Source organism: Martinezella lusitana, from assembly GCF_014207095.1.
Taxonomy (GTDB): domain Bacteria; phylum Pseudomonadota; class Alphaproteobacteria; order Rhizobiales; family Rhizobiaceae; genus Rhizobium; species Rhizobium lusitanum_B.
The window spans coordinates 50,594-68,796 of the sequence record NZ_JACHBG010000018.1 but is presented as its reverse complement, the minus strand read 5'-3'; the positions used below and the strand labels follow the sequence as shown (position 1 = coordinate 68,796).

The 18,203-nt window shown below is 60.8% G+C and carries 16 protein-coding genes; 3 read left to right on the top strand and 13 right to left on the bottom strand.

Annotation, left to right across the window (positions count from 1 at the left end; all coding sequences use genetic code 11):
• From visN to GGD46_RS25805, 12 genes are all read right to left on the bottom strand, one after another.
• Entirely contained in the window at positions 1-738 is a 738-nt protein-coding gene (gene visN, locus GGD46_RS25860) for a transcriptional regulator VisN (RefSeq protein WP_184709409.1), read from the bottom strand.
• A gap of 518 nt (positions 739-1,256) precedes the next feature.
• Positions 1,257-2,936: a flagellar basal-body MS-ring/collar protein FliF gene (gene fliF, locus GGD46_RS25855; protein ID WP_184709407.1), complete on the bottom strand. Its 1,680-nt coding sequence runs from the start codon at positions 2,934-2,936 to the stop codon at positions 1,257-1,259.
• A gap of 165 nt (positions 2,937-3,101) precedes the next feature.
• A complete protein-coding gene (locus GGD46_RS25850) occupies positions 3,102-3,491 on the bottom strand; it encodes a hypothetical protein (RefSeq protein WP_184709405.1) in 390 nt (129 codons plus the stop codon).
• A gap of 16 nt (positions 3,492-3,507) precedes the next feature.
• A complete protein-coding gene (cheD, locus tag GGD46_RS25845; protein ID WP_184709404.1) occupies positions 3,508-4,062 on the bottom strand; it encodes a chemoreceptor glutamine deamidase CheD in 555 nt (184 codons plus the stop codon).
• Positions 4,059-4,448 (bottom strand): response regulator, encoded by a 390-nt coding sequence (locus GGD46_RS25840; protein WP_004128537.1) that lies wholly within the window; start codon positions 4,446-4,448, stop codon positions 4,059-4,061. Before GGD46_RS25840 ends, cheD begins: the two co-directional genes overlap by 4 nt.
• Complete coding sequence (gene cheB / locus GGD46_RS25835) at positions 4,448-5,494, bottom strand: protein-glutamate O-methylesterase CheB (RefSeq protein ID WP_184709402.1); 1,047 nt, start codon at positions 5,492-5,494, stop codon at positions 4,448-4,450. The genes GGD46_RS25840 and cheB overlap by 1 nt, the downstream gene beginning before the upstream one ends.
• Complete coding sequence (locus GGD46_RS25830; RefSeq protein WP_184709400.1) at positions 5,491-6,399, bottom strand: protein-glutamate O-methyltransferase; 909 nt, start codon at positions 6,397-6,399, stop codon at positions 5,491-5,493. Before GGD46_RS25830 ends, cheB begins: the two co-directional genes overlap by 4 nt.
• On the bottom strand, positions 6,396-6,863 hold the full coding sequence (locus GGD46_RS25825) for a chemotaxis protein CheW (RefSeq protein WP_184709398.1): 468 nt from the start codon (positions 6,861-6,863) through the stop codon (positions 6,396-6,398). The genes GGD46_RS25830 and GGD46_RS25825 overlap by 4 nt, the downstream gene beginning before the upstream one ends.
• A 3-nt stretch (positions 6,864-6,866) precedes the next feature.
• Positions 6,867-9,164 carry a chemotaxis protein CheA gene (locus GGD46_RS25820; protein ID WP_184709396.1) on the bottom strand — a complete coding sequence of 766 codons (2,298 nt, stop codon included), beginning with the start codon at positions 9,162-9,164 and terminating at the stop codon, positions 6,867-6,869.
• A gap of 16 nt (positions 9,165-9,180) precedes the next feature.
• A complete protein-coding gene (gene cheY1 / locus GGD46_RS25815) occupies positions 9,181-9,546 on the bottom strand; it encodes a chemotaxis response regulator CheY1 (RefSeq protein ID WP_004128526.1) in 366 nt (121 codons plus the stop codon).
• A complete protein-coding gene (locus GGD46_RS25810) occupies positions 9,543-9,839 on the bottom strand; it encodes an STAS domain-containing protein (RefSeq protein WP_184709394.1) in 297 nt (98 codons plus the stop codon). Before GGD46_RS25810 ends, cheY1 begins: the two co-directional genes overlap by 4 nt.
• A gap of 62 nt (positions 9,840-9,901) precedes the next feature.
• On the bottom strand, positions 9,902-11,548 hold the full coding sequence (locus tag GGD46_RS25805) for a globin-coupled sensor protein (protein ID WP_184709392.1): 1,647 nt from the start codon (positions 11,546-11,548) through the stop codon (positions 9,902-9,904).
• 722 nt (positions 11,549-12,270) lie between these two features.
• On the opposite strand from GGD46_RS25805, the gene GGD46_RS25800 reads away from it, so the two are divergent.
• From GGD46_RS25800 to secD, 3 genes are all read left to right on the top strand, one after another.
• On the top strand, positions 12,271-13,767 hold the full coding sequence (locus tag GGD46_RS25800) for an ArnT family glycosyltransferase (RefSeq protein ID WP_184709390.1): 1,497 nt from the start codon (positions 12,271-12,273) through the stop codon (positions 13,765-13,767).
• A 174-nt stretch (positions 13,768-13,941) separates the two neighbouring features.
• Entirely contained in the window at positions 13,942-14,361 is a 420-nt protein-coding gene (locus GGD46_RS25795; RefSeq protein ID WP_184709388.1) for a hypothetical protein, read from the top strand.
• Between the two features lie 91 nt (positions 14,362-14,452).
• The gene (secD, locus tag GGD46_RS25790; RefSeq protein WP_184709386.1) at positions 14,453-17,011 is read left to right on the top strand and encodes a protein translocase subunit SecD; all 2,559 of its coding nucleotides are present in this window, start codon (positions 14,453-14,455) and stop codon (positions 17,009-17,011) included.
• A 74-nt stretch (positions 17,012-17,085) separates the two neighbouring features.
• On the opposite strand, the gene GGD46_RS25785 is transcribed toward secD, so the two are convergent.
• On the bottom strand, positions 17,086-17,961 hold the full coding sequence (locus GGD46_RS25785) for an SMP-30/gluconolactonase/LRE family protein (RefSeq protein ID WP_184709384.1): 876 nt from the start codon (positions 17,959-17,961) through the stop codon (positions 17,086-17,088).
• Between the last annotated feature and the right edge of the window lie 242 nt (positions 17,962-18,203).

The window sequence follows — 18,203 nt, the reverse complement described above, 5'->3', positions numbered from 1 at the left end:
TCAAACGAGGTTGTTTCGAACAGCGAAGGCGATCGCCTCCGACCGGGTCTTGGTAGCCGTCTTGCGCATGACGCTGGTGATATAGTTATTGATGGTATTGCGCGAGATACCCAGGATCATGGCGATCTCGTCGCTTGTCTTGCCCTCGGCAATCCAGAACAGACACTCGAGTTCGCGTTCCGTCAGGTCGAAATCGCGCTCCAGCTTATCCTCGAAACAACGGGTGCAGCTGGCAAGGTAGCCCGCCAGCAAACCCGCGTCGCGCAGCCGTTCCGACGAGAGCGATACGGCTTCACGCGTCAGCAGCAACAGCGAGAAACGCGTGCGGCCGACATTGAATGTCAGCGCGTAATATTGCCGGCCGACGCCTTGCGGCAGTTCCAGATCGTCAGGAAGAGAAGCGAGGTTCGGCTGGAACAATGACATGCATTTTTCCAGCTCGCCGATGCGGCCGTAACCGCTTGTCAGCTCCGACGCCAGGCGCCTGACGAGATCGAAGGGCCAATCGGAGGAAACAACGAAATCCAGGCCGCTTTCCTGAATGAAATCGCAGCGCACCAGAAGATAGTGAGTGGCGCCGGCATAGCTGGCCAGCGCCCGCAAGCCGGCCTGCAGATAGGTCGGGCCGGAGGTGGCACTCAGCTGCAGGATGAGCTGCTCGCGCGACATGACGGCGGCGGGCGCAACTGGCCGCACATCCCTATCGCCCTTGCTCATCTGCGATATCTGTATGTCCATTCCCGCATTTCCTGCCGCTGGTGGACGATCCGTCGTCAACGAGAGCATCATTCAGTCTAAGCCTAGGCGCCAGCCCGGAGAATCAATCATGACATCCACAGGGCTTCGGAGCCGAATCATTGTTTACCGCGACACAAACACATCCCGGTGAAGGCAGGGCAAATCAACACACCCATTATCGATTTTTACGTTGACGATCATGCCGTAAGAATACCGGCAGACACGACCGACGAACCATGGACCGGTTTTCCCGCCCCGGAATCTGCTAGCGCACTGCGCTTGCGAAACACCGAGATCGGCAGACGATTCGCGCCAGTTAAACGGTTAACAAGTATAGTTCGCATATTAGTAAGTCGATTCTTTCTACCCAGCAACGGCTTTTACGTCAAAATTCCATCTTACGAACACGTCAAATTACTTGGCTGAGTCGAGCCGGCAACAATGGCGCCCGCGAAAGAGACAGCGACATGCAGCGGTTCCGGAAATGCAAACGACCGGGATCTCTCCCGGTCGTTTCATCATGCGGCCTGATCGACGGCCCATTTTCTGAGGATTTTTGCGGCGCGTTCTTCGCTGATTTCCACCATGCGCGATAGACGGCGCTCCGGTCCTTCCTTGACGCGGCGGTTGAAGGTACCGCTGTCGTCGCCCATCGTCAGCAGATCGTCGGTGCTGTCGAAGCCGAAATCCGAGCCGAAGCCGTCCATCAGCGCGGCGCCGGCGCCGCCCACCGGAGGCGCGAAGTCCGGCAGTTCCAGGCCGGCTGCCTCGGGCAGCGCCGTGCCGCTGGCCTCACCACCGCTCAGCGAGCGGATCAGCGGACGGAAGCCCACCCAGACGATCAGGAAGGCGACTGCGACGAAGGCCAGCGAGTTGATGATGCCAGCCAGGTTGCGGCTCAGCATTTCCGTGATGCTGAAGCCTGAAGCCGTGTCTTCCAGCAGCTGATTGTCGAGGAAGCTCATCGCATTGACGGTTACGACATCGCCGCGGGCCTGATCGGCTCCGGCAGCAGTCGCAACGATCTTCTGCATCTCGGCGATATAGGCATCGACTTTCGCCTGATCGGCACCGTCGCCAAGCATCTGTGCAATGCGGCCCCTGTTGACCACCACCGCGACAGAGAGCTTCTCGATCTTGTAGCTGTTGCGGGTCGTCGCCGTCGTCTTGCTGTTGATTTCGTAGTTGGTCTGCTCTTCGCGCTTGTCGGACTGATCGTTCGACGTCGGTGTGTTGCCGCCCGACTGCGGAGCCGCCTGCGGGATATTCTGCTCAACCGTCGCCGCCGTGTCGGGCTGGCTCTGCTGCGATTTCTGCGCTTCCTTGACCGTGCGGACGGAACGTTCGACCTTCGACTCCGGATCGAATGTGGTCTCATGCACCTGCTGGCTGTCGGTGTTCAGCTGTGCGGTTACGCTGGAGCGAAAGTTGTCCATGCCAAGGAACGGTGCGAGCGCCTTGTTGATATTGCCTTCGATCTCGCCCTGCACATTCTGCACGATGCCGAGATTGCGGCTGAGCGCGCCGTTGCTCTGATCGTCACCCGAAGCGAGCAGTTGGCCGGTCGAATCGAGGATCGTGACGTCATCGACTTCCAGACCGGGAACGGCCGAAGCGACCAGGTGGCGGATGGCAGGCGCCGACTTGCGTGCCGCCTCGGCGCTCGCGCGGATCATGACTGACGCCGTCGGCTTCTGATCGGCCTTACGGAAGTTGCCGACATCCTGCATGACGATGTGAACGCGCGCCGCGCTGATGCCGGCGATCGAGGTGATGGTACGGCTGATCTCGCCTTCGAGCGCACGCACGCGAGTGACTTCCTGCATGAAGGAGGTCAGGCCCAGCGAGCCGACGTTGTCGAAGAGTTCATAGCCGGCCTTGCCGCTCGTGGGCAGACCGCGTTCGGCGAGCAGCGCACGGGCCTTGCCGGTCATCCCGGCCGGAACGGTCAGGCTGGTGCCGTCGGTGCCGACCTGAAAGCCGATCTTGGCTTCGGCGAGTGCGATACTGATCTGATTGAGATCGGTGGCATCCAGGCCGACATAGAGCGTTTCCTGTGCTGGCTTGTTGACAAAGAGGGCCGCCAGAAGGACCAGCACAATGGAAGCTGCGCCGACGCCACCCATGATCATTAGGCGCGTTTTGCCCAGATTCTGGATGTTCCGGAATAAGGGAACTAATTGATTTAACAGATTCATTCTGTTCTCGCACGATTCGTCAAAGACCTGATGCCTTTGTGCTCCGTAGCGAAAATAGAAATCGAAACTTGTGCGAACGTTTCGTCCGGCCCGCCTGGAAGGAAAAAGCGGGGGAGAATCGGAGAAAATTACATAAGAAAAACAATATCCGTCGCGGATGCCCGATCAGAAGAAATCGAAATCGCCGGCCGCCTTCGCCATGGGTTGCTGATGGGCGTGGAAATTGCCGCCGCCGAGCGCCTTCTGCATCTCCGTCAGCTTGACCAGGCTCAGTGCGGCAGCAAGATCGACCGTCCATCCCTCCGGCATGCTGCCGGCAAGGGTATCGATGAATTCGGCGATGCCTCGCGTCTTCTGGACGGCAAGATCGATGCCTTGAAGAACCTTCATCGTGCCGGGCGATTCCAGTACCTTTGCGCCGCCGACATCCAGCAGCTGCGGCTCAATACGCTCGATCAGATAGGCGACATCGTGCAGTTCGGAGACGATACGCAGGAGAATAGCCGGAAGCAGATCCTCGGTGTCGGTCATTTCGGCGCGCTGGAAGGGGGTCATGCGGTAGCCTCGCTGATCAGAAAAATTCGATCGTATTGTCGACCGGCTTTGGAGCCACGACGGGACGCTGTTCGAGCGCCACGGTCTTCTGCGTCTCCGCGCCGGTGAGCGGGTATTGCCTGGCTCTTCCGGAGATCGGCCAATATTCAATCTTGCGCCCATGTTCGCCGCCGGTGCTCGAGCCCACGACGGGTATGCCTTCGTCCTTCAGGAACTGCATGGCGAAGGCTGCATTCTGCTCGCCGACATTGGAAAAGGTCGCGATCGTCTTTGCGCCACCGAAGACCTTGGCCTCCAGCCGATCGCGACGCGCACCCTTCTTCAAGAGGCCGTTGATCAGAAGCTCCATCAGGTGCACGCCGTAGCGCGTCGCATCACCACCGCTCGTCGGCGAACTTGCCATTCCCGGGAGGAGGAAATGGTTCATGCCGCCGACGCCGGCGATCGGGTCGCGCAGGCAGGCCGCGACGCAGGAGCCGAGAATGGTGGTCAGCACCACTTCCGGATCGTTCACGACCTTGTACTCGCCCTGTATGATGTGAACGCGGCGGGCAGCACCCTCGACGATCATTTCAATGCTCCGAACACGGCTTCGATAGCCGCTTTCATTTTTTCGATGGTGAAGGGCTTGGCCAGGACGTTGTTGGCGCCAAGCTGGGCCGCTTTCTGGACCAGTGCACGGTCACCCTGCGCCGTTAGGATAATGAAGGCCGCCTTCTTCGTCGTCGGATTGGTGCGGACGGCCTGGAGGAGACCAAGCCCATCCATCTTCGGCATGTTGAAGTCGGAGATGACCAGATGATGGGGCTGCTGCTCCATGATCTTCATCCCCTGCTCGCCGTCGCCGGCCGCCGTGATCTGCTTGAAGCCGAGCTGCGTCAGCGCATCGCTGAGCAGGAGGCGGCTGGTGACCTGATCGTCGACGATCAGAACTTTGATTTTCTCCGCTAGAGACATTATTCGCTCCCTTCCTTTCGGGCGGCTGTTATTTTCAAAATTTCCTCGCCAATGGCGTTCAGCGGAAACTGGTGTTCGACGGCGCCAAGCTCATGGGCGACCCTCGGCATGCCGTAGACCACGCAGGTCTTCTCATTCTGGCCGATGGTGCGGGCACCCGCGTGGCGCATTTTGAGGAGACCGGCAGCGCCATCGCGGCCCATACCGGTCAGGATAACGCCGACGGCATTGCGGCCTGCCAGTTCGGCAACCGAATCAAATAGCACGTCGACGGAAGGACGATGGCCGTTGACCGGCGCGCCTTCGACCAGGCGGCAATGGGGGGCGGAAGAATTGGCGATCCGCAGATGCCGTTCCCCACCTGGCGCCAGATAGATCTTGCCGATCGCCAGCCGTGCGCCGTCGGTCGCTTCCTCAACGACCGGCGCGCAAAGGCGGTTCAGCCGTTCGGCAAAGCTGCGTGTAAAGGTCGGCGGCATATGCTGGGTGATGACGGTCGGCGGACAATTGGCCGGGAATTTCTGCAGCACATTGATCAGTGCCTCGACACCACCGGTGGAGGAGCCGATCGCAACGATCTTGCGGCCGACTCGGAAATCGGCAACCGCCGGAGCCGGCGGAGCGCGCTCGGCGACGGGCTTGACGTATTGCCGCTGCGAACGGGCGGCCGCCTTGACCTTCTCGGCCAGATCGCCAAACGGATGCGGCTCACCGGGCGAAGGCTTTCCGACGCAGTCGAAGGCACCGATTTCAAGCGCAGCGAGCGTCGCGTCGGCGCCGCGATGGGTCATCGTGGAAACCATGATGACCGGCATCGGCCTCAGCGTCATGATCTTCTCGAGAAAATCGAGGCCGTTCATATTCGGCATCTCGATATCGAGTGTAACGACGTCGGGATTGAGTGCCTTGATGGCGGCACGCGCCTCCATCGCATCGCCCGCCTGGCCGACGACGTCAACCTCGGGATCCGAGCGCAGCACGGCGGTAATGAGACCACGCATGGTCGCAGAATCGTCGACCACGAGAACACGGGCAGCGGCGTTCATGGTTTTCTCCCCGCGTTTTTACCGAGATAGCGATAGGTGGTAATGCCGATATTGTCGAAGAGGTGCTTCGATTCCCCCGCGACACGCTCGGAATGGCCGATATAGAGGTGGCCGCCTTCCTGCAGCTGGCCGGCGAAACGCGACCAGATCTTCACCTGCGTCGGCTCATCGAAATAGATGACGACGTTGCGGCAGAAGATGACGTCGAAGGTGCCCTTGAAGGGCCACTGCGCCATCAGGTTCAGTTCGTTGAAGGTGATGAGCCGCTTGACGCGATCATCGATCTGGAACTTGCGGCGGCCCTGGACATTGACCTCTTGGAACCACTGCTTGCGCATGGCAGGCGAGATCGTTTCCAGCGCGGCCTCATCATAAGCGCCGGCGCGCGCAAGGCCCAGTATCTTCGGATCGATATCCGTTGCCAGGATCTTGAAATCGAGCTCCGCCACATTCGGCATGAGCGACAGCACCGTCAGTGCGATCGAATAGGGTTCCTGCCCGTCGGAACAGGCAGCCGACCAGATCCGCACGCGACCGCCGGCCTTGGCACGAGCCAGCAGCTCCGGCAGGACTTCAGTGCGCATATGATCGAAATGATGGTTTTCGCGGAAGAAGCGGGTGAAGTTCGTCGTCAGATGCGACAGCATCTCGCGCCGCTCCGCACTTCCGGCCGGCGAAGACACCAGCAGACAATAGTCACGGAAACCTGGCAGGCCCAGCGCGCGGATATGCTTCGACAACCGCGAATAAACCAGCGACGCCTTGCTTTCGTTGAGGGAAATGCCCGCATCCGCATAGATCATGGCGGCGATCTCGGCGAGGTCGCGCCGGGTCAGCGGATACTCGCCGCTGGCCAGGATCTCGTCCGGTGATGCCTTGAGATCTATTGCTCCCATCACACTCATGCAGCTTCGCTTTCACTCTCGGGGAACAGGGCTTCCAGTTCGATCAGGCAGATCATGCGACGGTCGATGGCGACGATACCGCGTGCAAACTGCCGCTCATGGTCGGACGAGACCTCCGGCGTCGGCTGGATGCTGTCGTCGGTGATCGTCAGGATGTCGGACACGGCATCGACCAGGAGGCCGACAACCTTGCGCTTGACTTGGGCGACGATGATCACATGCCGGGCCGTCGGCTCCGCATTCTTCATGCCGAGGCGGCTGGAAAGATCGATGATCGGCAGCACGGCGCCACGCAGGTTGATGACGCCGAGCATATAGGCAGGCGCATGCGGCATGACCGTCGCCGGAGTCCAACCACGAATTTCGCGAACCGACATGATGTCGACGCAGAATTCCTGATCGCCGATCCGGAAGGCTATCAGCTCCCGGACCCCCTGGGTCAGATTCTTGACGGCATAGGACATAAATCAACCCACCGCTGCGTAAGACATTTCAGGCTTCAGCGACTGGCCGCGGGAAGCGCCGACCACCGCATCGACATCGAGGATCAATGCGACGCGGCCATCGCCGAGGATGGTTGCGGCCGCAATGCCGGGCACATGCGTATAGTTGGCTTCGAGGCTCTTGATGACGACCTGGCGTTGGCCCTGGATCGCATCGACCATCAGCGCACGCTGGCCGCCGCCTTCCGATTCCACCAGCAGCGCGACGCCTTCGACCGGATTGGCCTGCGTGGCGCGGAAGTTCAGGATACGGCCGACATCGACCAACGGGCAGAAGCTGTTGCGGATCGAGATCAGGCGATGGTTCGCACCGAAGGAATGGATCGCGGACGCCTCCGGCTGGAGCGTTTCGACGATGGCGGTCAACGGCACAACCAGGGTCTGGCCGGCAACCGTCACCACCATGCCGTCGAGAACGGCAAGCGTCAGCGGCAGGCTCATGGTGAAGACGGAGCCCTGACCGGGCCTGGAGCTGATGTTGATACGGCCGCCGAGTGCCTGGATCGAGCGCTTGACCACGTCCATGCCGACGCCGCGGCCAGAAATGTCCGAAATCTTGTCGGCGGTCGAGAAGCCCGGCAGGAAGATCAGGTTATCGACTTCCTCGTCCGAAAGATTCGCATCGGCTGCAATCAGGTCGTTGTCGATGGCCTTCTGGCGCACCTTCTCGCGATTGATACCAGCGCCGTCGTCGGCAAGCTCGATGAGAATGCGGCCGGAACGATGCTTCGCCGTCAGGCGGACGGTGCCTTCCGGATTCTTGCCGAGTGCCGCGCGCTTTTCAGGAGTTTCGACGCCGTGGTCTACGGCGTTGCGGATCATATGCGTCAGCGGTTCGGCAAGCTTGTCGATGACGGTCTTGTCGACTTCGGTGTTCTCGCCCTCGGTGATCAGGCGGATCGACTTCCCGGTCATGTCGGCGATTTCGCGGACGATACGCGACATGCGCTGGAAGACCGGCTTCACCGGCTGCGCGCGGATCGCCATGACGCTGTCCTGGATCTCGCGGGTCAGCTGCTGCAGCTCCTCGAGGCCCATATTGATCGACGACGTGCCGTTGTTGTCGTTCTCGATGACGCTCTGGGAGAGCATCGCCTGATTGATGACGAGCTCGCCTACGAGGTTGATCAGCCTATCCACGCGGTCGAGATCGACACGAATGGTCTGGCCGACGCCGGCGGCGGCATTGTTTTGCGCCGCTGCAGCGGCGTTGGCGGCTGCGGCGGCAGCAAGAGCCGCCTCCTTCTTTTCGACGCGGGCGGCAACGGCGGCAAGCTGCGTGACGTTGCTGGCTGTTTCAGCTGCAGCAACGGCGGCGGCGGCATCGCTCTTTGCCGCGGGAGCTTCCTCGATTGCCTTGGCAACCGGCTCGCTGCGCTCGTCATCGAGAATGGAAAGATCGAAGGGCACCGGAACCATCGGCAGCTCTTCATCGCCAGAAGAACCTGCGTCGGCTCTGACAGCACGGACATCGAGCTCGCAATCCCATTCCGCAAACTCGAAGACGGTACGGATGGCATCTTCGCCCTTGTTCGTCTTGATCGAGATCGTCCACTTGAAATAGGCGCCTTCCGGGTCGAGTTCCGGAAGGCTCGGCAACGCGTCCAGATCACAATAGACGCTCATCTCACCCAGCCGCGCGAGGTCGCGCAGCAGCAGCGTGGCGTCATTGCCCTTGGCGTAGAGATCCGAGCGGGGCTTGAAGGTGACTTCATATTCCGGCAGGGCATCGGCGGACGGCTCATCGGAGCCAAAATCATCGTCGAAGCTAAACGGGATCGGCTGGAAGCCGCTGTCGTCGGTCGGCGCGGGTGCAGGCGCCGCCGCGACCGGCTTCGGAGCCGGCTCTGCGACAACTGCCGCGGATGGCGCGGGCACATCGCCATTAGCCAGCGCCTCAAGCTCCTTGACCAGCCCGCGGCTGCGCGCCGGATCGACGCTGCCGCCATCGCGGGCGGCATTGGTCAGGTCGGCCAGCACGTCGGCAGCCTTCAGCATGACCTTCAGGACATCCTGGGTCGGCTCCAGCTTATTGGATCGAACGCAATCGAGCGTGGTCTCAAAGACGTGAGCGAATGAGACCAGGTCGTCCAGACCGAAAGCCCCTGCCCCACCCTTGATGGAATGAACGGCGCGGAAGACGGCATTGACGGTTTCCGGATCGCGGTCGCCATCATTCATTTTCAGGAGACCGGATTCCAGTTCGGCGAGCTGCTCTTCGCACTCCTGGAAGAAAATCTCTTTGATTTCGTTCATATCCATAAGGGGCGGGTCCTGTTTAGGCGGTTACGCGCTCGATGGCATCGATCAGCTTGGCGGGGTCGAACGGCTTGACGATCCAGCCGGTTGCGCCGGCCTGGCGGGCGCGATTCTTCTTTTCAGCGTCACTCTCGGTCGTCAGGACGAGGATCGGAACGGCGCGATAGCGGTCGTTGCGGCGCACGCCCTCGATGAAGCCGAAACCGTCGAGGCGCGGCATATTGATATCGGTAACGATCACGTCCGGATTGGCTTCTTCCAGAATTTCCAGGCCTTCGACTCCGTCTTCAGCCTGAATGGTCTCGAAACCCGCATTGTTGAGGGTGACGAGAAGCATGTTTCGAATGGTCCGTGAATCATCCACGGTCAGTACTTTTTTCTTCATTGCCGGATCTCCTTGGCAAGTAGATGAGAGATGTCGACCCCAATCATCTGCATTGTTTTTTGAAATGCGTCCGACACCTTGGAAAAGGTGAAGGACAGCTTGTCCTCATCCCAGGTCTTGGCAGCGGCCATGATGACCTGCATGCACAAGGCCCCAACCCTTTCGACGCCGGACGCATCGATCACGACATTGCTGCCGCGCATCCCCATCAACTTGCCGCGCAGCGTCGAAGCCTCGTTGAGGTCCAGCACCGCGGCCAGACTGATTGTCTTTTCGCCTTTCCTGCTCGGCATCGCTCTATTCCTTGTTGCCTGAAATCGGGCCTGCCGGCCCGCATGTGCATGAAACGGTTAAATCAATAGGCATTGCGTTCGCCTCCCATCGCCGCTCTGCGAAGCGGGAAGCCGAAGTCGGCCATTTCGTCTTCATCGCGCCCGACGTTGAATTCGTCGCGGCCGGGAAGCTGTCGCTGCTGCGCAGCCTTCACCGGCGCCGGAGAGGCCGCATGGCGCCGCTCCCGCTCGATGCGAAACTCGCGGATGGTGCGGCCGAGTTCGACAACAACGGTCTGGAGGTGATCGGCGCCTTCCTGCGAGCGATTGGCCAGGCCTTCGCCAGCGGCAGCACGCGTGCTGAAGTCGCCAATATCAGCCGAGAGTGAATGCAGGCCGGCCACCTGCACGTCGCTCGCCGCCGCGATCCCGGAAATAGCGTCGTTGATATCCGTTACCTGGCGGACGATGCTGCCGATCGCATCCTGCGTGCGGCCGACCATCTGCACGCCGGCGTCGACCTGCGCCTTCGTGCCCGAAACCAGAACCTTGATTTCACGCGCAGCATCGGCGGAGCGCTGCGCAAGCGCGCGAACCTCCTGGGCGACGACGGCAAAACCACGGCCGCTGTCGCCGGCGCGAGCAGCCTCGATACCGGCATTCAAGGCGAGAAGATTGGTCTGGAAGGCGATCTCGTCGATGACGCCGATGATCTGGCCGATCTTTTCGGCCGACGTCTCGATATCCGCCATGGCCGATATCGCCTGCCCGACAATCCGGCCGCTGTCTTCCGCGGCGCTACGCGTCGACGCTGCCGCGCGCTCCGCCGAACGGGTATTGGCGGCATTGCCGCGCACCTGATCGGCAAGCTCGGCAAGCTGGCGGGCCGAGGCCGCGAGCCCTTGCGCGTGTTCAGCGGAATTCTCGACAAAGGATCTGGAGGTGCGCGCGATGGCATCCGTCGTCGCTTCCGCCGCCTGCACGCCGCTGGAGAGCACCGCAAACTGCTGCCGGATGTCTTCGAGAGCAGCGTTCAGCGCTTCGGCCACTTCCATATAAGCTTCGGGACAATCGGCAGGCAGGCGGGCCGTCAGATCGCGACCGGTAAGGCTGTTGGCCAAATCGGCGATAAGGCCTGCCGCTTCGGTGCGATCGGCAAGACGCTGTTCTGCCAGCGCCCGCTGATGCCCGATGCGCAATTCATTGAAACGCAGGGATACGGCAATCTCGACATCGACCATGACAAGGCGGACGACCGATGTGACCAGTTCCTTCAGCTCACGCGCACGGCGCTTGGCTCCCGGCAGTATGGCCCGGCCACCCATCTCCTCGACGAGGCCGGTCAGAATATGTTCCAGCATCACGCCGTGACCGGCAACATGCCAGCGCGGATCGAGCCCCATCTTGCTTTCGCTGTCGGACAGAACCTTGACGCGCTCGGCATAGAGGCTGTCGAAGCGGGCGTCGGTCAGAACATCCCAATGGGACGACTGCAGATCCTGAAGCCGTTCGAGCTGGCTTTCGCTGGCGAAATTGCGGGCAGCGTCCGGAAACGTCTGGAAACGGTGGAAAAGATCGCGCAGGCCGGACTTGAGATGGGCCTCAAGCATTGGCCGGTTACGGCGCAGGGTCTCGCATTGTCCGGCATCGAGACCAGCAAAACGCAAGCGGTCGCGAAGGCTGCCAGCCTGCGCCCTACCTGCCTGATCTGACGGCGAATCTTGCGCCAAAATCGTCCCCGCCGAAGTGCCGCGCGCGCAAGCGCCGGCGAACCGCTGATGATCCGCGCCAGGCGCGATGAGGACGCGAGGAAAAGCACAGGAAGCCGCCGATCAAATGATCGAGGCGCTGAAGCTCGCTCGTTCATCAAAGTCTTTTGCGGACCTGTTTGATGAGATGGATACCGGATCGGACCCGGTACGACGGGGCGGCTTCATGCCTGCTGAGAACGAGTCACAATTTTCCCATTCCGACGTTCAGCCTCATTATTTATGGTTAATTCCTTGCCCGAAGGTTAATGACCTCAGGTCGACTGTTCTGTTTCGATCACCTCCGGGCCGAGGCCGCCCTTTAGGTTTGCTCGCACACGGGAAAAAGCCGCTTCAACGCAAGTCACGAGCAAGCTTCATGCCCTAGTGCTGCAAGGCGCAGACACCTCGATGTCGATACGGAGAGAGCAATGATTGTTCTTGGTTTGACCGCCTCGCTGATGGCCGGCATGACGCTCGCAGCCTTTATGCTTTTGTGCCGTATCGAAGAGGCACGCGGCAGCAGCGCCTCTCGCGTCCTTTAACGCCGCCTGGCAGGACATACCGATTTCGGACCTGCCTGGACGCTTCGTCGCCTGATTACAGGCCGGCGCCTTCCCACGTTTCTCGTCCGCCAGTAGCTAGCATTAGCCTTGATAGTTCCGTATTAAGCCTCACAACCTGGCACCGAGATCTATCTTTTAATGTCCGATACGACCCAATCCCGAACAAATACCCAGACGCTTTCTCTGGGAGTAGCGCTTGCGATCATCTTCGGCGTGACGCTTTGGCGCGTGCTCATGCTGCTGATCAACAGGACGGATCTGTTCGTCGATGAGGCGCAATATTGGTTCTGGGGTCAGAATCTCGACTTCGGCTATTATTCCAAGCCGCCGATGATCGCCTGGGTCATCCGCTTCTTCAATACGATCTCGGGATCGGACTCCACCTTCTGGATCCGCATATCCGCGCCGCTTTTCCATCTCGCCACAGCGTTGATGCTGATCGTCACGACGCGCCGACTCTTCGATGGCGAGGAAGGGCGCGCTATCGCCCCTTGGGCCGGCGTGATCTTCATCACACTGCCGGCTGCGTCGCTTTCGGCCGTGCTGGTATCGACCGATACGATCCAGATCCTGTTCATCACGATTGCGATCTGGGCCTTTCTCGGCCTGACCAGGCGTTCCTCCGTCTCCGAAGCGTTGATCCTCGGCATCAGCCTCGGTCTCGCCTTCATGACGAAATACTCCGTGCTCTTCCTGCTGCCGGGCGTGGGCATCGCCATGCTGACGCTGCGTTCGGCGCGGATTGCCTGGCGGGACGTGGCCATAGCCGCTGTCGTCGGCGCCATCGTCGTGGCGCCCAATCTGTGGTGGAACCTCACGCATGATGCGGCGACCGTAAAGCATACGGAAAGCATTGCTCGCTGGAGCAGCGGCGACAGCGGAACCAGCGCCCTGAAACACCTTTTCAACGGACTCGGCTTCGTTGGCGCCCAGTTCGGCGTCGTCGGCCCAGTCGTGTTCTTCGCGCTGTTGTGGGCGACTTGGCGGTTGATCCGCGGACAGAGCGACGACAAAGAAAAGCTGCTGTTCTGGCTGTCGATGCCAGTGGTGATCCTGATCTCTCTGCAGGCTCTTTTCGCCAAGGCCTACGCCAATTGGGCCGTATCCGCCTATGCCGCAGGCACCATACTCGCCGTCTGGCTGCTGTACCGCCTGACGAAGAAGGGCCTGGTCACCTCGCTGATCATCGGCGCGATCGTCGCCGTCGTCATTCCGGTGCTGACGGTCTTCGCGCTTGACGTGAAAATTCCGGGTGGCGATCTCGTCATGAAGCGCTATGTCGGCCGCAGCATCGTCAGCCTGGAAATCGCCGATATCGCGACGGCCGCGAAGCTGTCTGACATCGTCGCCTCGGACCGCGCCATTCTTGCCGACCTCTTCTATACGCTGAAGGGCAAGCCATTCCATATCTACGCCCGCAATTTCGGCGGCTTCCCTAGGAATTATTACGAGCAGGATTTCTCCCTGCCCGCCGCTGTGACCGGTCCTGTTCTGTTCGTCGACACCGACCCCATCACCTGCCCGGAAGGCCAGGCCGAGCTCATCAAAAGCTGGTCGCCTCCCTTCGGCGACATGAAGGGTGATACGCTCCATGCCTATCGTGTCCCGGCAAGCTGCCTAGCGCCGAAGCCGTGATCACTGATGGTTTTGGCATGGAAGAAATCACGCCGGGACGGTTGACCGGTTGGCGCAACTGCATCATGACAAGTGCAACATGACGGGCCGCACTATGAAGACGCAGGGCGTCCTGATATCATGACCGAACCGCCGGAGTTCGCGCCGGCAAAGGAAAGAAGGCATTTCTGACCGTTGAGCCCGTTCGAATTCGGCGCTGCCGACAGCGAAGATAGAGACGACAGGACGCACCGCGCCGGAGCGCGCGTGATCGCCTCGCTGTTCGTCGCGTTCTTCGCCTATATCGGACTTGCGCTCGGCGGCGGCATCAATCTCGCGACGCGGGCGGATGCAGATGCGCTCTCCTCCGGCAAAGACACACAGCCGCTTTACCTTTCCATACGCGACCCCATTCGCGGCATCGTCGTTGCCGACCGTCTGGTGACGTCTAAGGCGACCTGGAACGATATCGGACCAGCGACGCTCGCCTCCTTTCCCTTGCTCGAGCATGTGGCCAGGCCTTGGCAACCCCGCGATCAAGCCAGCGTATCGCTGCTCGAATCCGCTCATTCCCGCGTCTATCTTGCCCGAGCGCCGCCGGCCAGCTTCGCCTGAGCCGTTCGCGCCGACGCGCACATTTCCAACATGACCTAACTCCGCCAGCGGCCCGACCGTTGGCATCAGCGTATTTCCAAGGATCATACCCATGCGCACTTCACCATGGCTGGTGACACTATATTCAGTGATCATCGTGCTTGGCTTTCTGATTGCCTTGCCGAACGTGCTTCCGCCGTCGGCCCTCAGCAAAATTCCATCCTGGCTGCCGCATAGCCAGGTTTCCCTCGGCCTCGACCTTCGCGGCGGTTCCTATCTCGTCCTGGAAGTCGACGAGAAGGACCTGACCAATGGCCGGCTGCAGTCCCTGCAGCAGGATTCGCGCCGCGTGCTGCGCGACAAGAACATCCTGACCCGTTCGATCGTCCGCAACGGCAACCAGATCGTCGTGACGCTTACCGACCCCACGCAGAGCGGCGCGGCGGTAACCCAGCTGCAGACGCTGGCCAACACGATCACTTCGGGCCTTTCCGCCGGCCAGTCTGACCTGACGATCGCGCCGAACGGCGCGACGATCGCCATGTCCTTCTCGCAGGCCGGCATTTCCGCCAACGTCGATTCCGCCGTCCAGCAGAGCCTTGAAGTCATCCGCAAGCGCGTCGACCAGGTGGGCGTTGCCGAACCGACCATCCAGCGCGTCGGCCCCAACCGCGTTCTCGTCCAGCTTCCGGGCGCACAGGATCCGTCGCGCCTGCGCGAACTGCTCGGCTCGACCGCGAAGATGTCCTTCCACTTGCTGGCCGACAACGCCGACCCGAACAATCCGGCGCCTGGCGTCACCATCATGAAGGACGAGCAGGGCAACAACTATCCGGTTCTCGACCGCATCGAACTGTCCGGCGACCGCCTGACCGACGCCCGCGTCAGCTTCGATCCGAGCACGCATGAGCCGCTCGTCACTTTCCGCTTCGACAGCGCCGGTGCCAATCGTTTCGCTGAGATCACCCGCGAAAATGTCGGCAAGCCTTTCGCCATCGTCCTCGACAACAAGGTGCTGAGCGCGCCGAATATCCGCGAACCGATCACCGGCGGTTCCGGCCAGATCTCCGGCAACTTCACCGCCGACAGCGCCACCACGCTTGCAGCCCTGCTGCGCGCAGGCGCCCTGCCCGCCAAGCTGACTGTCATCGAAGAACGCACCGTCGGCGCCGACCTCGGCGCCGATGCGATCCAGAAGGGCATCTATAGCGGCCTGGTAGGCTTCGTCCTGGTTGCCGCCTTCATCTTCGTGCTCTACGGCTCCTGGGGTATCCTCGCGAATGTCGCGCTGCTTATCCACACGGTCCTGACCTTCTCGGCTCTGACGCTGGTCGGCGCCACGCTGACGCTGCCCGGCATCGCCGGCGTCGTCCTCGGTATCGGTCTTGCTGTTGACGCCAACGTTCTCATCAACGAGCGTATCCGCGAAGAAACCCGCAAGGGCCAGAGCGCCTTCGCCGCCATCGATAATGGCTTCCGGAAGGCCTATTCGACGATTATCGACGGCAACATGACGGCCCTGATCGCGGCCGCCATCCTGTTCTACTTTGGCTCCGGCCCGGTTCGCGGCTTTGCCGTGACCATGGGTCTCGGCCTCATCATCTCGATGTTCACCTCCGTCGCCTTCGTGCGCGTCGTGATGATCGCCATTACCCGTCGCCGCAAGCTGAAGGTGATCAACATCAGGCCGCTGATCCCCTTCAGCCCCTATGACAAGCACATCCAGTTCATGAAGGCCCGTTTCTTTGGCGTCACCGTCTCGGCGATCCTGTCGATCGCCTCGGTGGTCCTGTTCTTCCATCCGGGCCTCAACTATGGCGTCGATTTCCGCGGCGGCATCCAGATGTCGGTCAAGACCAAGGAAGCGGCTGATTTGGCGACTTTCCGCGAGGGCCTGAACACGCTCGGCCTCGGCGAAATCGCACTGCAGTCCTTCGGCGACAACAACAGCCTCCTCGTCCGCGCCCAGCGGCAGGACGGCGGCGAAGAGGCGCAGACAGCCGCGGTGACCAAGCTCAAGGCAGAGATCGTCAAGATCGACCCGAGCGCGAGTATCGAAGGCACTGATGTCATCGGTCCGAAGGTTTCGGGCGAGCTTGCCCAGGCCGGTATCCTGTCGGTCGTGATCGCCAGCCTCGCGATGCTGTTCTACATCTGGTATCGCTTCGAATGGCCGTTCGCGGTCGGCGCCATCATCACGCTGATCCTCGACATCACGAAGGCGATCGGCTTCTTCGCGATCACCGGCCTCGATTTCAACCTGACGGCCATCGCCGCGATCCTGACGCTCGTCGGTTACTCGGTGAACGACAAGGTCGTGGTCTATGACCGTATGCGTGAAAATATGCGGCTCTACAAATCGATGCCGCTGCGAGAGATCATCGACAAGTCGATCAACGAGACCCTGGCGCGAAGCCTCTATACCAACGCCACCGCTTTCCTGGCGCTGGTGCCGATGGCGATCTGGGGCGGCAGCGCCGTCTCCAGCTTCGCGATCCCGATGGTATTCGGCATTCTCGTCGCCGGCGCCTCTTCGGTCTTCATCGCAGCGCCGATCCTGCTCTTCCTTGGCGACTGGCGCCGTCGCCATGCCAAGCCCGCCGCCAACGATACGTCGTCGACCGACGGCAAGTCGGGCAAGGGCAACAAGCAGATCCCTGCCGCGGAATAAACGGCTGCTCGATTGCAACAGGACATGCCCGGCACCGGGCATGTCCGCCAACTACCCTGAGAGATGGGGCCGTTCTACGAAATGGACGGCATATGCAGCGGTAATCCGGGACGCGGCGCTGTTATTTTTTCAACGACATCGTTTTCTTGTTCGCTGACGAGCAGATGTTTGCCATCGATCGTGAACGCGATATTGCCGGGCTTCGAACCGTTCGTGCGGATATGGCCGGTTCTCTTTCCATCGCCATCGACAAGCAGAATTTCTCCGAGCCCATACATTGCGCAATACAGTACGCCCGTACGATCGAAGGCGAGACCGGACGGCCCGCGCAAGACATTGATGGCTGGTGACGTCATGGACTGCACGAACAGTTCCTGCCGGCCGCCGATGACCTGCCGGTGGATTTTCCCGGTCAGCGTCTCACTGTAGTAAAGCAGACCGCCAGCGTCGAATGCTATGCCGCTTGCCAGAAGCAGGCCAGCCGCCAGGACCCTGATGACGCGACCCTCGGCGGGGTCGATCTGATAGACGCAGCCATTATAGGCAGCCTTGAAGAAATCGGGATGAATATGGCCGCCTTCGAGGAGGTCATCGAGGCGTATGCCGGAATCGGTCATATAGAGCAGGCCGTCCGGCCCGAAAGCGAGTGCACTCGGATGAAGGAATGGGCCGTCTGCGCTGCCTTCGATCACTTGCAGCACGCGACCTTGCGGCGAAAGTCTGACGAGCGAATTTTCCGGGCCGCCGGCTATCCAGAAGCACCCGTCCCCATCGAGCGCAATTCCGCTTGGGCTGCCGCCGATCCGGCAGATCTCCCGATATGCGCCGCTGGTCTCGAAAATCTTCAGACAGCGACGGCTGGCATCCATCTCCAGAAGTGCAAACCGCCCATCAGGTAAAGCCACCAGCCCGCTAGGCAGACGCAGCCTAGTGGCAATCGTTTCGTTCATGTCCTGAGACCTTCATCCTACGCACTACCACGCCCAAAAACTCAAAACCCCGCGCCAGAATAATACATAAGAAAGAAGAAAGTCCTTTTCGAGCCTGAATTCAGCGAATCCGGATAAGATTCCTGCACAAAGGCTCATATCCGCGTGCGGCTCCCCAATCTTGACAGGCTTTGGCGATTCGGAACATCCATAGAACGTCCGGATAATCTCGCCGATGCGATTCGCCGTGGATCGTGCCTGGC

Bases quoted from the DNA above. Each gene is read 5' to 3' on its own strand.
- GGD46_RS25800 (WP_184709390.1), top strand. From the start codon at position 12,271: ATGTCCGATACGACCCAATCCCGAACAAATACCCAGACGCTTTCTCTG.
- fliF (WP_184709407.1), bottom strand. From the start codon at position 2,936: ATGAATCTGTTAAATCAATTAGTTCCCTTATTCCGGAACATCCAGAAT.
- GGD46_RS25820 (WP_184709396.1), bottom strand. From the start codon at position 9,164: ATGGATATGAACGAAATCAAAGAGATTTTCTTCCAGGAGTGCGAAGAG.
- cheD (WP_184709404.1), bottom strand. From the start codon at position 4,062: ATGATCGTCGAGGGTGCTGCCCGCCGCGTTCACATCATACAGGGCGAG.
- cheY1 (WP_004128526.1), bottom strand. From the start codon at position 9,546: ATGAAGAAAAAAGTACTGACCGTGGATGATTCACGGACCATTCGAAAC.
- secD (WP_184709386.1), top strand. From the start codon at position 14,453: ATGCGCACTTCACCATGGCTGGTGACACTATATTCAGTGATCATCGTG.
- GGD46_RS25830 (WP_184709400.1), bottom strand. From the start codon at position 6,399: ATGAGTGTGATGGGAGCAATAGATCTCAAGGCATCACCGGACGAGATC.
- GGD46_RS25810 (WP_184709394.1), bottom strand. From the start codon at position 9,839: ATGCCGAGCAGGAAAGGCGAAAAGACAATCAGTCTGGCCGCGGTGCTG.
- GGD46_RS25850 (WP_184709405.1), bottom strand. From the start codon at position 3,491: ATGACCCCCTTCCAGCGCGCCGAAATGACCGACACCGAGGATCTGCTT.
- GGD46_RS25840 (WP_004128537.1), bottom strand. From the start codon at position 4,448: ATGTCTCTAGCGGAGAAAATCAAAGTTCTGATCGTCGACGATCAGGTC.
- visN (WP_184709409.1), bottom strand. From the start codon at position 738: ATGGACATACAGATATCGCAGATGAGCAAGGGCGATAGGGATGTGCGG.
- GGD46_RS25785 (WP_184709384.1), bottom strand. From the start codon at position 17,961: ATGAACGAAACGATTGCCACTAGGCTGCGTCTGCCTAGCGGGCTGGTG.
- GGD46_RS25825 (WP_184709398.1), bottom strand. From the start codon at position 6,863: ATGTCCTATGCCGTCAAGAATCTGACCCAGGGGGTCCGGGAGCTGATA.
- cheB (WP_184709402.1), bottom strand. From the start codon at position 5,494: ATGAACGCCGCTGCCCGTGTTCTCGTGGTCGACGATTCTGCGACCATG.